This window comes from Gammaproteobacteria bacterium (genome assembly GCA_022340215.1).
GTDB lineage: Bacteria > Pseudomonadota > Gammaproteobacteria > JAJDOJ01 > JAJDOJ01 > JAJDOJ01.
In genome coordinates this window covers 1-14,188 of sequence record JAJDOJ010000148.1, presented here as the reverse complement: position 1 = coordinate 14,188, position 14,188 = coordinate 1, and the positions used below count along the sequence as shown (strand labels likewise).

The window sequence follows — 14,188 nt, the reverse complement described above, 5'->3', positions numbered from 1 at the left end:
GGCACCTCATGCCGCTTCTCAATGGGGGATTGGATTACCGGATGTCCACAGCGTGGATTCCGGTGCTTCCGCGTGTACGAGTAACACGCCGATCCGCAGGAATTCCACCAGTTCGGTGTAGGCGACCTCGTTCTCTTCGGATTCCTCGTCCTCGATCGCGGTGCGGCTGAACTGCGCGATGTCCCGGACGATCTCAGCGCTGTCATCCGGTAGATCTGCGGGGTCTTTCAGTCCGGCGATCGCCAACCCGAATCCGTAGCCGAGGCTCCAGCGTTTCATCGCATCGACCCTCCCGGTCAGGGGTTCGTCTTCATCCGGCAACAGAAGCTGGAAGACGAGGTCCGGATCGTGGAACTGACGCCGTGTCTGCTCCCCCAGGCACTCGACGACCCTGAGCATCTCCGAGGCCAGCGCGTCGCCCGGTTCCAGGTCGCGCGCGATCTCCGCCATCCATCGTTCAGGTGGCGCTTCCCCATCGAGACTCAATACCCCGCAGATCAGACCGTGGCACTCCGATGCGTCCAGACCGGAGCCTGCCCGTTCCAGGGCCTCGTTGACGGATGCATGATCGGGGATCGGCATGCGCGTCATCATACCATCCGATCCACACAAGCCGGTACGGCACAAGGCGCCTCGGTTGACCGTCCCGGGAAGCCCGCCTAGTATTACACTGCCAGTTGGTATCGCGTTGGCACTTCACCGGACGGACGGGGGCAACATGAGCCGGCGAACACTTGAACAGAGTGCTGAGGAAGAGCTGCAAAGGCTCGAGGCCAGGATTAACGACCTGATCCGGTGCTGCGATCATTATCGCGAGGAGAATCGCCTGTTGAGAAAGCAGCAGGAGCATCTCGTCGCCGAGCGTGCCGCGCTGATCGACAAGAACGAGCACGCGAAGTCCCGGGTGGAGGCGATGGTCAATCGGCTCAAGTCCATGGAGCATGTGCAGTGAGTACCGATCAGGTATCGGTCACCGTCACCATCCTGGGTAAGGATTATCGTATTGGATGTCCTCGCGAGGAGCAGTCTTCACTGATCGCCTCGGCCAACTACCTCAATCAGCGGATGAAGGAAGTTCGCGACAGTGGCAAGGTCATCGGCGCCGACCGGCTCGCCGTCATGGTGGCCCTCAACATCGCCAACGAGATGCTCAACGAGCAGGCGGGTCGGGACGAATTCGGTAACACGGTGGGCGCGCGCCTGCGATCGCTGTGCGAGCGTATCGATATCGTGCTGGACGACGATTCCCGGCAGATGGAAGTCTGAGGGCCTTTGGCCTACAATCAGAGCCGGGGTGCCTCTGCGGTGTTCGATAGCTTCCGGGTGTATATCCTTGAGCCTATTTAATTGCACCGGGGATGAAATTGCGATGTCGATGTGCATATCCGCGCGCCGGAGAGCCTTAGACGTTACATGAAGTTCCCACCTGAGCCTCTGGTTCAAGGTCGATGGTTAGCGTCGGCGCGCGCGGAGCGCATCCCCTCCTTTCAAGCAGAATTCCCGATTGCGACTCGGTACCCTCGGTGCATCGTCGCATCCATCCGATCGGAAATTCTCAGTTCCAGACCTGGCCCTGATGCAATACTGGTTGTTCAAATCGGAACCCAACGAGTACAGCATTGATGACCTCAAGCGCGACAAGGTCACTCACTGGGACGGTGTGCGCAACTACCAGGCCCGCAACATGATGCGGGAGCAGATGGCCAAGGGCGATCTGGGCTTTTTTTACCACTCCAATTGCGCGGAGCCCGGAATCGTCGGCCTCCTTTCGATCGTGCGCGAGGGTTACCCCGACCACACGGCGTTCGACAGGGAGGATCCGCATTTCGATCCCAAGAGCGATCCCGAGGCACCGAGGTGGTTCATGGTGGACGTGCGCTACAAGCGCAAGCTCAAGCGCACGATCACCCTGAAGGAACTCAAGGAACACGCCGAGTTGTCGGACCTGGCCCTGGTCAGAAAGGGAAACCGGCTGTCGGTCATGCCCGTCTCCGCGGCTCACTGGGAGGACATACTCAGTCTCGAGTGATCCGAATCGACGCCGGATCTTTCTGTCCCTTCCTGCGAACCCTGAAAACCGGTCTGGTTCCCCGTCAATCGGCACCTGTCAATCAATGCAGGCGAACCCCTGGCCGGGCGCCTCGGTTGATGAGGTATCAGCCGAGGAACAGGCGGTAAACCGGGTTATCGGTTTCTTCCCAGCAAGGGTAACCGATCGATTTCAGCGTGGCCCTGAACGTAGCACGATCCGGTTCCGGGATCTGAATGCCGGCGAGAACGCGACCGTAGGCCGCGCCGTGGTTGCGGTAGTGAAACAGGCTGATGTTCCATATCTCTCCCAGTGCGGTGAGAAACTCCAGGAGCGCCCCCGGGCGCTCGGGAAATTCGAAGCGGTAAACCACCTCGTCTCCCACGCTCGTCGATGACCCGCCGACCATGTGGCGGACGTGAAGCTTGGCCATCTCGTTGTCTGTCATGTCGAGTACCGGATAACCCCTGGACTGCAGTCCGGAGATGATCCTGTCGCGCTCCTCGTCCCCGCCTGTCAGATGGATGCCGGCGAAGATCGTGGCGTCGCTCGGGTCGGAGTACCGGTAGTTGAACTCCGTGATGCTGCGTTTGCCGATAGCACGGCAGAAACTGCGGAAGCTTCCCTTCTTCTCGGGAATCGTGACCGCCAGCAGGGCCTCGGCACGCTCGCCGAGTTCGGCGCGTTCGGCGACGTGTCGCAGTCGATCGAAATTGATGTTGGCGCCGCTGTTGATCGCTACCAGGTCGCGGTCGCGCAGCCCTTCGCGCTCGACGTAACGTTTCATTCCCGCGACGGCGAGCGCCCCCGCCGGCTCAGACATGGCCCGGGTATCGTCGTAGATGTCCTTGATCGCGGCGCAGATCTCGTCGGTATCCACGATAATCACCTCATCGACATACTTGCGCGCTATGCGGAACGTCTCTTTCCCCACCTGGCGTACGGCCACGCCGTCGGCAAAGATGCCCACCATGTTCAGCGTGACGCGGCGGCCTTTACGCAAAGCCTCGTGCATGGAGGGGGCATCGTCGGGTTCGACACCGATGATCTTCACCTCGGGGCGCAACTGCTTGAACCATGCAGCGATGCCGGCGATCAGTCCGCCGCCGCCCACGGGAACGAAGATCGCCTCGATCGGGTCCGGATGTTGTCTCGCGATCTCCATGCCGATGGTTCCCTGGCCCGCGATCACATCGGCGTCGTCGTAGGGATGGATGAATGTCAGGTCCTGGGCCTGGGCGAGCTCCTGGGCATGGGTATAGGCATCGTCGTAGGTATCGCCATGCAGGAGGGTTCGCGCCCCGAGCGATATCACGGCACGCACCTTGATCGGCGGGGTGGTGCGAGGCATGACGATCACGGCTCGAACATCCAGTCTGCGGGCCGCCAGCGCGACACCTTGCGCGTGATTCCCGGCCGATGCCGCGATCACGCCCTTGGCGCGCAACGCCGGATCCAGGTGAAAGATCTTGTTGTACGCGCCGCGCAGCTTGAAGGAAAAGACCGATTGCAGGTCCTCGCGCTTCAGGTAGACGGCATTGCCGAGGCGGGCGGACAGCATCGGCGCGAGGTCCAGGCGCGATTCCACGGCCACATCGTAGACGCGCGCGTTGAGGATGCATTCGAGATAGTCTCTCGCCATGAGCGGGTGTCGGTCTCGGGATCGCGGTGAAGTATTCGGTGGAGCTGAGCCCCCGGATGCCGGCATGTCGTTTGTGGCGAAGTCGGGATGCTGTCGCTATTATGCCGCATTCTTTAAGGAAACCCTTAACAAACAACGGAGGGCCGTGGCGAAACGAGCCGCAGCCGTTCGGTCGGGAGTTTCCCTGCCATCAGCGAATCGAGGGAGCGGATATGAGTTCTGACGACAAAAAGAAGCGCGCCGCGGAAGCGGCCCTGGACTATATCGAGGTCGACGACGTGGTCGGGGTCGGGACGGGATCCACGGCCAACCACTTCATTGACGGTCTGGCACGAATCAAACACAAGATCGAGGGCGCGGTCGCCAGTTCGGAGGCCTCGGCCGAGCGGCTTCGCGGGCACGGGATCCCGGTGCTGGATCTGAATCATGTCGGGGACCTGCGGATCTACGTGGACGGCGCGGACGAGGCGACGCGCCATCTGCATCTCATCAAGGGCGGGGGCGGCGCCCTGACCCGGGAGAAGATCGTCGCGGGGGCGAGCGGGAAGTTCGTCTGCATCGCGGACGAATCGAAACTCGTCGGCGTGCTGGGGCGGTTTCCGTTACCCGTCGAGGTCATCCCGATGGCGCGAAGCTTCGTTGCCCGGGAGATCGTCAAGCGGGGAGGGAATCCGGAGCTGCGCGAGGGCTTCGTCACCGACAACGGCAACCGGATCCTGGACGTGCACGGTCTCGAGATCCTGGAGCCGGCGCGGCTGGAGGACGAACTGAACGACATCCCCGGTGTGGTCACCGTCGGGATCTTCGCGATCCGCCCGGCCGATGTCCTGATCCTCGGCAACGACAGCGGCGTGGAAACCCTCACGTAGCGCCGGCGTGTCTCCCGGCTGGGACATCGCAAAGTCGGGACCGTCACTGGGGTGTGTGAAGGCCGACACGAGCCTCCGTGGGACGCCGTGAATACCTCCCTGTAGGCTTGACGGTCGCTTCCCTGCGACCGACACCCACGGCGCCTCATGTCGGCCTTCCTCCCATCCCGGGCACAAAAAAAGGGGCGCCGGATGGCGCCCCTTTTCAGAGTGAAGCCTTAAGCCTGGGAGACAGACTCAGAACTTGATGCGGTAGCCCGCGGAAACGCCCCACTCGAACTCGTCGCTGACGACTCCAAGCTGGTAGCCGTGGCCCGAACCGCCGAGGTTGTAGAGCTCCCCAGAGGTGGAGTTTGTGTTGCCCTGGGCTGCCGCTCCGTTGCTTCCGGGCGCGATACCGGCGAGGGTGATGTAGGCCGCGGTGGACTTGCTCAGGTTGTGATCCCAGCCGAGCGCGAACATCAGGGCCTCGGTGTCGTCGATGTTCTCCTGCTCACCCGCATAGTAGACCTGGCCCTTCAGGACGTTCTTGCCCATCGTGTAGGCGAGGCCACCACCGGCGAGCCACTGGTTATTGTCCGTGCCGAGGATGTTGTTGTTGTACTGGAACAGGCCGGAGACCGTGAAGTTGTTCCAGCCGTACTTGGCCGCCACGCGGAGGTTCTGCGGGGCGTCGGCTTCGCCGCCGGTGGTGATAGCCGGGTTGAAGCCCTTGTCGTTGAACCAGTCGTAGCTCACCGCCGCGAACAGGCCGCCCTGATCGTAGATCAGCGCGGCGCTGATGGCGTTGTTGTCGTTGTCATCGTCATTCAGCTGACCGCCGGTTGCGGTGGTGACGCCACCGAGGTTGGCAATATAGGCGGCAAACACGTGTACGGGGCCGAAGTCCGGGGAGATGTAGCCGACGACCTGGTTGGCGCGCGCGTCGGAGAAGTTACCCGCGGTGATGGCGCGGTTCTGACCGAGCTGGCTACTCCAGAACAGGTCGACCTTGCGGCCGATGACCTTGGTCGGGGTGTCGTGACGGCCCATGACCAGGGTGCCGAAGGCGTCGTGCTTGAAGCCGGCGTACTGGTTACGATTACTGAGGCCCGCATTACTACCATTGCCCATATCGACCTCCCATTCGAACAGGTAGATGGCCGACAGGCTGTCGCTCAGTTCCTGGGCGCCCTTGACGCCGAAGCGCGAGGTGTTGCTCGAGGTGCGCAGCGCGTTGGTCTCGCTGTTGTCGATGTAGTCCAGGGAAATGTGTGCCTGACCGTAGAGGGTCGGGCCAGCCGCGGCGAAACCCGAGGTGGGTACTGCCATCGCGCCGGCGACGGCGATTGCGAGCAGATTCTTCTTCATGAGGGTTCTCCTGCGTGAATATTAGTATTTCAAAAACTGCTTAAGTACTATGTGGTGCGACGTTGGCCGCCACGACCGACATGGTCCTAGTTTACAACACGCATTCAAAAATGCAACACATGTGCGAATAAACAACAACGACTCAAACCCAGTGGCCATATTCTCGTGATAGGAGTCACACTTTTTCCTGGGAACACCGAGTAATTTGTCGTTTTTGTACACGCAGTGTAGCACAAATGGGACGAAAGATAGATCGAAATGTGGCGGGATTCGCATCCCCATCCGAAGTGCGTCGTGTGGTTTTTGCGCCCATGAACCTGACGGGTCCTTCCATGGCAGCGCCCGAGCCGGAATGTGGTATATATGCAACACGTAAAGGATCGGGCAGTACCGGTACGCCGGCGGGGTGGGTTTCGGGGCCGGGTGGGGGGGAATTGGCATCCGCCGCCATCCGGGCCCGCAGGGCAACGGCTATTTGTTGGCCCGATCTCCAATCAGGTCTTCGACGACCGAGGGGTCCGCCAGCGTCGAGGTGTCGCCCAGCGAGTCCAGCTCGTTCGCTGCCACCTTGCGCAGGATGCGCCGCATGATCTTGCCGGAGCGGGTCTTGGGGAGCCCCGGCGCCCACTGGATCACGTCGGGAGCGGCGAAGGGTCCAATCTCGCTGCGCACCAGGGACACCAGCTCCTTCTTCAGCGCGTCCGTCGGTTCGACCCCCCTCATCAGCGTGACGTAGGCATAGATCCCCTGGCCCTTGATGTCGTGCGGGTAGCCTACCACGGCGGCTTCGGCCACCTGTTCGTGAAGCACCAGGGCGCTTTCCACCTCGGCGGTCCCCATGCGGTGCCCGGAGACGTTGAGGACATCGTCGACCCTGCCGGTGATCCAGTAGTAGCCATCCTCGTCCCGCCGGCATCCGTCGCCGGTGAAATAGTAGCCCGGGTACATCTTGAAATAGGTGTCAACGAAACGCTCGTGGTCCCCGTACACGGTTCGCATCTGGCCGGGCCAGGGCCGGGTGATCACGAGGTTGCCGCTGGTCGCGCCCTCGAGCGTGTCGCCCTGCTCGTCGAGCAGGGCGGGGACGATACCGAAGAAAGGCCGTGTCGCCGAACCCGGTTTCAGTGCCGTGGCGCCGGGTAGCGGCGTGATCAGGATGCCGCCGGTTTCGGTCTGCCACCAGGTGTCGACGATGGGGCAGCGCCCGTCGCCGACCACGTCGTGGTACCACTCCCAGGCCTCGGGATTGATCGGCTCGCCGACGCTGCCCAGCAGCCGAAGGCTGGACCGGGAGGACTTTTTGACCGGTTCGTCGCCCAGCCCCATCAATGCGCGGATCGCGGTGGGGGCGGTATAGAAGGTGTTGACCCGGTGCTTATCGACCACCTGCCAGAACCGGCCGCCATCGGGGTAGGTCGGCACTCCCTCGAACATCAGGGTCGTTGCACCGTTGGCCATGGGTCCGTAGACGATATAGGAATGCCCGGTGACCCAGCCCACGTCCGCGGTACACCAGTAGATGTCCCCGTCGTGGTAGTCGAAGACGTACTTGTGCGTGATGGCGCAATAGAGCAGGTAACCGCCGGTGGTGTGCAGCACGCCCTTGGGTTTGCCGGTCGACCCCGAGGTGTAGAGGATGAACAGGGGATCCTCGGCGTCCATCTCCTCGGCCTGACATTCCGGGGAGGCCTTGTGCATGGCCTCGTGATACCAGAGGTCACGTGTGTCGTGCCAGGGAATGTCGCCGCCGGTATGCCTGACCGTGACCACGGTATGGACGTTGGGGCAATCCAGCAGGGCCTTGTCGGTATTGGCCTTCAAGGGTACAGGCCTGCCGCCGCGCACCCCCTCGTCGGCGGTAATCACCACTCGGCAATCGGAGTCCAGGATGCGATCCTTGAGCGCCTCGGGGGAGAAACCGCCAAAGACAATGGAGTGTACGGCGCCGATCCGGGTGCAGGCGAGCATGGCCACCGCGACCTCGGGGATCATCGGCATGTAGATGGACACCCGGTCGCCCCTGGCGACACCCCGCTCCTTGAGGGCGTTGGCGAACTTGCACACCTCGTGGTGCAGTTCCCGGTAGGTGAGCTTGCGATCCACGGTCGGGTCGTCGCTTTCCCAGATGATGGCCACCTGATCGCCGCGTGTTTCCAGGTGCCGGTCCAGACAGTTCCACGACACGTTCAGCTTGCCGCCCTCGAACCAGCGGATGTTCCCCTTGTTGAAGTCCCAGTCCAGCACCTTCTGCCACGGTTTGAACCAGGTGACGAAGTCGGAGGCCTGTTCCGACCAGTAACCCTCGGGGTCGTCGATGGATCGCCGATACATCTCCCGGTATTTCTCGTCGGTGATCCAGGCACGGGACGCAACGGATTCCGGGACGGGGTAAACTTTCTTGTCGGACATCTTGAGGACTCCTTTTTATTTGTCAGTGGGTCTTGCGATAGCGGGAACCGACTTCATCAATCGGCCCGCCATTCCCAGGTCAGACGCCAATGCTCGACGGGTGCTTTGTCATCGTCACTGGCGCCATTGCCTGGCACGGGATTACCTACAGCGACGAAAAGGGTGAGTCGGATTTCGTTCGGCTGCCGTTCGGGTGAATTGCGCTTGTGTTTTGTCTTCGTGTCGTTGGGATTGCAGAAGATCGTGTTACCGATCGCCGCACCCGGGCCGAGGTTGAAGAGGATTCCCCAACCCGCCGAGTGAATGGTCAGCGGCCCCACAACGGGTCCATGCCGAACAGGGCGAATATGTCGGCACCGATGCTCTCGGTCATGCCTACCGCGATCAGCCCGAGGATCGGCCCGACGACGACACCGGCGCGGGTCGGCCAGGGCACCGGCAGACCGCGATCAGGGCCGGCCACATCGGGACCCCGTAGGCCACGGCGAGACCGCCCAGGAGGACGAGGGCGTCGGTCGCCGTCGTGGCGACGACCAGCGCAGCCAGCACGATGACGATGACGCCGATTCGCCCGAAGAACTTCTGCTGGCCAGGCGCGGCGTTGGGCATCACGTATTTCGGTCTGCAACGGCGATTCTTGCGTAGTACACGCGGTTATGGCCTGACTACAGACAACAGTTCCCTAAACCGATTCCGGAGGCCATCCGATTTCTTTGTTGTTACGCCTTGCCGGTAGTCCCGGGCACAACGCACACGAACGGTCTGGCCCCTGAAAGGCCGGAATATACAATGATTAACGCGCCATCGCCAAAACTAATCGGCCGGCCTTGTGGGTTTCGCATCGGTTGATAATCCATGCCCATATTCATTCTTGCCGGAACCCTGATCCAGGGCGAGGGCAAGGCCGGGGTCGTACCCCCGCGGCCGGTTGTGACGCTCAACCTTCCGGCCTCCGGCAAACAAGAAAGGAGCACCGATGTCCCTGATCGGTCGTTGGCACCCGGTGGCCGGTCGGTGCCATTGCGGGATACGCATTTCCCACAATAGGCATAGCATTTGAACTCAGATAGAGTGGCATAGCATAACGCCGCCCTGAAGCGGAGTCCGAATCGGAGACGAGATCGCTATTCGGAGAATTAATTCATTAAAAAAGCGGCTGCTTGCGGCCACCAAGGGAAAATGCCTATGTTTGGATGTTGCCCGGAGGGCGTTATCTGCCTGGGTGCCGAGATTTGCGCACCGTCAGAGGTCTTACGCCATTGGTTCCACCGCCACCATGGCGCCGGTTTGTCGGTTGCGAGCGCCGATGAAGCGGTGATCTGCACCGATGTCAACGGCCTGATCCACTATTTGAACGGACCCTGCGCCGATCTGACCGGGTACAAACCCGAGCAACTGGTCGGAAGTTCGTTCAACTGTCGGTTCTCCGTCCTGAACGAGAGTATGGGCCGGACGGTCCTCGATCCGTTGTCGGCCTGTCTGGCCAGCGGCGAGATGGAAATCACGGGTAACGACGATGTATTAGTCGCCGAGGGGGGCAGGCGGATCCCGCTCGCTGGCACTGCATCTCCGTTGCGCGGGTCGGCGGACGAGCTGCACGGGGCGATCTTGATCTTCAGGGATGCGACCCCGACCCGCAGGTTGATGCGCCGAATCGCCTCTTCGGCCGAGTCCGGCCGTCGCTGGAAGGGAACGGACGAGCCCGCACTGGTGTGATCTGACCTGCCCCGCCGGGCCGGATTCGGCAAAACGGCGCTTCATGCCAAAGAGCGCCCCAGTCTGCCTCGGAAGCGGGTTGTCAGTTCGTTGTCCTTCCCCAGCATCCTGAACAGCGCATGCGCGCCGCGCAGGGCGGCCCCGTTCCTGAAGGTCCGGTTTTTCTCCAGAATCTCTATCAACAGCGTCAGCGCGCCATCGATATCGTCTCCCAGCAGTCTGACCGAGGCGAGCTGGAATCGGGCTTCCAGGTCGCCCGGCGCTTCACGGATGCGTTCGGCGAGGCTTGCGGCATCGGGGGCGTCGCGTGCCGTGACGACGAACTCCAGGTGCGCCGCCAGGTCCCGGACCTCGGAGTCCTCCTTGACCGCCGCGGGGGAGGCGGAGAGCAGGCGATGCGCCTCCTGCGGCCTGTCTTCCTGCCACAGGAGCTTTGCCATCGTCAGGGGCGCGCGGGCATCCGACGGGTCGTTGACCGCCGCCTCGGCGAGTTGCTGCATGCCGAGTTCGCGATCGCCCCGGTGGTAGGTTATGAGGGCGTTCCGGACGGGCTCGCCGTCGGGTGGGGCGATGTGCCGGCCGAGGATCGTCCTCAGATTGCGGTCCGACTGGTAGCCGTGGATCGTTTCCACGATCTCGCGATCGCGAAACAGCTTCATCGTCGGGACACTGGTGACCCCGTATTCCCGCGCCAGGCCGCCCTCCTTGTCCGTGTCGATATTGACCAGCAGCAGCCGACCACCGAAATCCGCGACCAGCGCCTCGAGCACCGGGAACAGCCGCAGGCACGGACCGGCGCCGCGTGACCAGTAGTTGACCAGCACGGGTCCAACCCGCGAGTTCGCCAGCACGATCTGGTCGAAGTTGTGTCGTATCCCTTCGACGATGTGCGGGGTGCCGGTTTGGGATGGTTGGGGCATTAACGGATTTCCCGGATCGGGCTACAACCAAGTGGGACGGTCGCATATTCTAGCAGCCCGCCGCGAAGAATGACGCCACCGGACGGGGCGTGTGTGCCGGGAAAACCTGTCCGTGACGGGTATTATATCATGGCTGGTCAGATCTACGGATCGTCGCGGCCGTTACCGACTTGGCTGGCGTATCATGTTCGAGCCCGGCAGGGCGGGAACTTGTCATCAGGATCTTGTGTGAATCCCACAGGGTTCGCCCAGGAAGAGGTATCGAGGTATCTCAAGTATGGATGGAACCCTGAAACGTCTGATCGTGGCCGCTTTGGCGCTGTTTGTCCTCACGATCTGCGGCCCTCTGAAGGCGCAGACCCTGATCCTGCTTCAGGGTTATCTGGGCTCCGGCAATGCCTGGCGTGAAACGGGCGCGACGCGCCAGCTCCAACGGTCCGGCTGGGCCGATGCGGGGGTACTGTCGCTCAGGGGCGGGCAGGTTGTGGGGCTTGACGGTTCGGCTGACCAGGGTCGGCGCTTCGTCACCATCGATCTGCCGACCGAGGCACCGATGATGGTGCAGGAGCGTGTGCTTTCGGCCTATGTCACCCGCCTGCAGGCCCGCTATCCGGACGACTCGCTCGCCCTGGCGGGGCATTCGGCCGGTGGTGTGGTCGCGAGACTCTATATGGTGCGCCACCCCGAAACCCCGGTCTCGCTGCTGGTGACGATCGCCAGTCCGAACCGCGGCACCGAGAGCGCGGAGATCGGACTGATGGCGGGCCAGAGCCCTCTGGGCTGGATCGCGCCGATGCTCGGGGCGGGCGTTCTGAACCGCTCCCAGGGGCTCTACTACGACCTTGCGCGGGAGAACCCCGGCAACCTGATCGGCTGGTTGAACCGCCAGCCGCACCCCGAAGCGGTCTACGTGTCGGTGGTGCGTCGCAAGGACAGCGGCGTGCTGGGAATGGGGGATATGGTGGTGCCGGAATGGAGCCAGGATCTGAACGGCGTGATTGCGCTGCGCGGCAGGGCGCGAACGATCTATTCCGACGAGGGGCACGGTCTCACCGCCGGCGACGGGGAGATGCTGCTCCACATCCTGGCATCCCTGAGGCGGGTCTGATGCTGACCATACAAAAGGTCGTGGGAGAGCTTCTGCCCCACATCGCCAGCGGGGAGATCCCGCTGGAGGGCATCGTGGTGGACGTCAGGTCGGAATCGCCCCTTTCCGGCGTTTTCCCCTCGGGGAACGCGTGACGGAGGCGCGAGCGGTCGCCGTTCACCATGGCAGTGACCTATGTCGATCGTGCGCCTTCGGCGCGGGAATATCTCGATCTGCGCGAGGCGGTCGGTTGGCACGGATTCTCGCCGGAGGTGGTATCCCCGGCACTCGAGTGTTCGCTGTTCGCCGTGTGCGCCGAGCATGACGGCAAGGCCGTCGGTTGCGGCCGAGTCGTCGGCGACGGTGGTGTGTACTTCTATGTCCAGGACATCCTCGTACACCCGGACTTCCAGCGGCGGGGACTGGGCGGGGTCATTATGGCGCGGCTACGGGATTACCTGGATGCCGAGGCGGGGCCCGGGGCCTTTATCGGCCTGATGTCGGCGCCGGGTCTGGAACAATTCTACGCCCGTTACGGATTCGTGCCGTTTCCCGATGACAGCCCGGGCATGATGATCTGGAAATGAGGGGGCCTTCCGGCGGAGGGCTTAGGCGATTTCTGTCAAATGACATACCATCCTGCTAAAATCCGGCGCGATCCGGTATGTGATTTTCCGGCAATCGCCTTAGTTCATCCGTTTGCGTGCAAAACGGTCGTAATAGCGCAGCATGACCTGACGGACCCGGGGCGGATAGCCCAGTCGATCCATCTCTCCCATGCCCTCGGTAAAGAAGCGGGACGCCTCGTTCGGCAGCGCCTGGATGAAATCGTCGAACGCACGTTCCATTGTTGCCGGATCGCAGGTCCGTGTGGCGGTGATACTGCGGTTCAGGTGCAGGATACGCCAGGGGCGGACGGGGTTGATCTGTTCCAGATCGTTGCGAACGTAGTCCGGACAGGCCTCGAGGACACCGGACATCAGTGCCTCGATCTGGCGAAGTCCCTCAGGGTCCGACTGGTGATTCGCCTCTTCGGCGAGCGCATTGACCACGGGCTCGAGCGCCTGGACCTGTCCGCCACAGCGCACGATCCAGCCGGTGACCGACAGTGTCAGGGGCCGCAGACGGGCCCGCAGGCGTGCCTGGCCGTTCTCCCGCAGCCGGAGGTCCAGGCTCGAGATCAGGTCGAGACCGTACTCGCCCAGGCGACCGATGTCCTCGTGATCCAATTCTCCATTGCCCACGCCTTCGGCGCGTTCGGCGATCTCCAGAAACCGGGAGATACCATCGAGAACTTCGTGTGGCGCCTGGATAGGGGCGGAGCCGGCGGCGCGCCTGCGCAGACCGGCGAGTTGCGCGGTGAGTTCTCCGAACTCGGATCGGGCTTCGCTGATGGTGAGGGGAACGCGGGCCATGACTTGCGGACGTGGTGGGTGGTTGGGCAGCTTTGGTCTGCGTTATTATCGCATATTGGCCGAGCGTCAGCCCTGGTTCTGAGGAAGGAGAGATTGCGTGTCGCAGCAGCGAGTGGGAAGGCACAAACTCGTTCAGTTCACCTATTCCATTACCGATCGGGACGGGAGAGTGGTGGAGCAGATCGACGTGCCCGTCAGCTACGTTCACGGTGCGGATAGTGGCGTGTTCGAGAAGATCGAGGCCGCCATGCTGAGTCATCGGGTCGGAGATCGCGTGGAGGTGGAGATGACTCCCGAGGAAGGATTCGGTCCACACCACCGAGAACTGACGTTCACGGATGACATCGCCAACGTACCGGAGCAGTTCCGTCACGTTGGTGCGGAGGTCGAGATGCAGAACGAACAGGGAGAAACCCGGCAGTTCTTCGTGTCAAGGATCGAGAACGGCAAGCTCACGGTCGACGGAAACCATCCACTGGCGGGTAAGACGCTCGTCTTTCATATCGAGGTCCGCGACATTCGCGACGCGACTCAAGAAGAGATTCAGCACGCCGGCACACCCGCTGGACCACAACTGCATTAGGCTATCGGCTAAAGGGCTCTTCCTCTACCTAGGAGCCTGTCGGACTTAGGTGATCGTAGCGAGCATGATGGGAGAGCGAGATCGAATGTTCACGATTTTGAGGCGCATAGTGGGCCTACGCAACGAAAAATCGGGGGCATTTGAGCCGAGCTCCCATCAGCGCAGTAG

16 protein-coding genes and 1 other RNA gene are annotated in these 14,188 nt (G+C 62.3%); 9 read left to right on the top strand and 8 right to left on the bottom strand.

The annotated features are described in order from the left end of the window. Positions 1-18: 18 nt before the first annotated feature. Complete coding sequence (locus LJE91_10590; protein MCG6869139.1) at positions 19-582, bottom strand: UPF0149 family protein; 564 nt, start codon at positions 580-582, stop codon at positions 19-21. 136 nt (positions 583-718) lie between these two features. Between LJE91_10590 and LJE91_10585 the strand changes: the two genes are divergently transcribed. From LJE91_10585 to LJE91_10570, 4 genes are all read left to right on the top strand, one after another. Next, complete coding sequence (locus LJE91_10585) at positions 719-952, top strand: TIGR02449 family protein (GenBank protein ID MCG6869138.1); 234 nt, start codon at positions 719-721, stop codon at positions 950-952. Beyond that, entirely contained in the window at positions 949-1,266 is a 318-nt protein-coding gene (locus LJE91_10580) for a cell division protein ZapA (protein MCG6869137.1), read from the top strand. The genes LJE91_10585 and LJE91_10580 overlap by 4 nt, the downstream gene beginning before the upstream one ends. A gap of 28 nt (positions 1,267-1,294) precedes the next feature. Further along, positions 1,295-1,477, top strand: a non-coding RNA gene (ssrS, locus tag LJE91_10575) — 6S RNA. Positions 1,478-1,576: 99 nt separating this feature from the next. Further along, on the top strand, positions 1,577-2,029 hold the full coding sequence (locus LJE91_10570; GenBank protein ID MCG6869136.1) for an EVE domain-containing protein: 453 nt from the start codon (positions 1,577-1,579) through the stop codon (positions 2,027-2,029). Positions 2,030-2,156: 127 nt separating this feature from the next. Here LJE91_10570 and ilvA read toward each other — a convergent pair whose 3' ends face one another. Next, the gene (gene ilvA, locus LJE91_10565; protein MCG6869135.1) at positions 2,157-3,671 is read right to left on the bottom strand and encodes a threonine ammonia-lyase, biosynthetic; all 1,515 of its coding nucleotides are present in this window, start codon (positions 3,669-3,671) and stop codon (positions 2,157-2,159) included. A 212-nt stretch (positions 3,672-3,883) separates the two neighbouring features. On the opposite strand from ilvA, the gene rpiA reads away from it, so the two are divergent. Next, positions 3,884-4,540, top strand: coding sequence for a ribose-5-phosphate isomerase RpiA (gene rpiA / locus LJE91_10560; GenBank protein ID MCG6869134.1), 657 nt, complete (start codon positions 3,884-3,886; stop codon positions 4,538-4,540). Positions 4,541-4,777: 237 nt separating this feature from the next. On the opposite strand, the gene LJE91_10555 is transcribed toward rpiA, so the two are convergent. From LJE91_10555 to LJE91_10540, 4 genes are all read right to left on the bottom strand, one after another. Then, on the bottom strand, positions 4,778-5,890 hold the full coding sequence (locus tag LJE91_10555; protein MCG6869133.1) for a porin: 1,113 nt from the start codon (positions 5,888-5,890) through the stop codon (positions 4,778-4,780). A gap of 471 nt (positions 5,891-6,361) precedes the next feature. Continuing rightward, positions 6,362-8,299, bottom strand: a complete 1,938-nt coding sequence (gene acs, locus LJE91_10550) for an acetate--CoA ligase (protein MCG6869132.1) — start codon at positions 8,297-8,299, stop codon at positions 6,362-6,364. A 56-nt stretch (positions 8,300-8,355) separates the two neighbouring features. Next, entirely contained in the window at positions 8,356-8,619 is a 264-nt protein-coding gene (locus LJE91_10545; protein ID MCG6869131.1) for a hypothetical protein, read from the bottom strand. Further along, positions 8,607-8,762: a hypothetical protein gene (locus LJE91_10540; GenBank protein ID MCG6869130.1), complete on the bottom strand. Its 156-nt coding sequence runs from the start codon at positions 8,760-8,762 to the stop codon at positions 8,607-8,609. The genes LJE91_10545 and LJE91_10540 overlap by 13 nt, the downstream gene beginning before the upstream one ends. 722 nt (positions 8,763-9,484) lie before the next feature. Between LJE91_10540 and LJE91_10535 the strand changes: the two genes are divergently transcribed. Next, the gene (locus tag LJE91_10535; GenBank protein MCG6869129.1) at positions 9,485-10,015 is read left to right on the top strand and encodes a PAS domain-containing protein; all 531 of its coding nucleotides are present in this window, start codon (positions 9,485-9,487) and stop codon (positions 10,013-10,015) included. Between the two features lie 41 nt (positions 10,016-10,056). Here LJE91_10535 and LJE91_10530 read toward each other — a convergent pair whose 3' ends face one another. After that, entirely contained in the window at positions 10,057-10,935 is an 879-nt protein-coding gene (locus LJE91_10530) for a tetratricopeptide repeat protein (GenBank protein ID MCG6869128.1), read from the bottom strand. Positions 10,936-11,212: 277 nt separating this feature from the next. Here LJE91_10530 and LJE91_10525 point away from each other — a divergent pair, with 277 nt between their 5' ends. Both LJE91_10525 and LJE91_10520 read left to right on the top strand, forming a co-directional pair. Next, the gene (locus tag LJE91_10525) at positions 11,213-12,043 is read left to right on the top strand and encodes an alpha/beta hydrolase (protein MCG6869127.1); all 831 of its coding nucleotides are present in this window, start codon (positions 11,213-11,215) and stop codon (positions 12,041-12,043) included. 161 nt (positions 12,044-12,204) lie between these two features. Continuing rightward, positions 12,205-12,609, top strand: a complete 405-nt coding sequence (locus tag LJE91_10520) for a GNAT family N-acetyltransferase (protein MCG6869126.1) — start codon at positions 12,205-12,207, stop codon at positions 12,607-12,609. Positions 12,610-12,708: 99 nt separating this feature from the next. On the opposite strand, the gene LJE91_10515 is transcribed toward LJE91_10520, so the two are convergent. Beyond that, positions 12,709-13,437: a hypothetical protein gene (locus LJE91_10515; GenBank protein ID MCG6869125.1), complete on the bottom strand. Its 729-nt coding sequence runs from the start codon at positions 13,435-13,437 to the stop codon at positions 12,709-12,711. A 97-nt stretch (positions 13,438-13,534) separates the two neighbouring features. Between LJE91_10515 and LJE91_10510 the strand changes: the two genes are divergently transcribed. Beyond that, the gene (locus LJE91_10510) at positions 13,535-14,020 is read left to right on the top strand and encodes an FKBP-type peptidyl-prolyl cis-trans isomerase (protein ID MCG6869124.1); all 486 of its coding nucleotides are present in this window, start codon (positions 13,535-13,537) and stop codon (positions 14,018-14,020) included. Positions 14,021-14,188 lie beyond the last annotated feature (168 nt).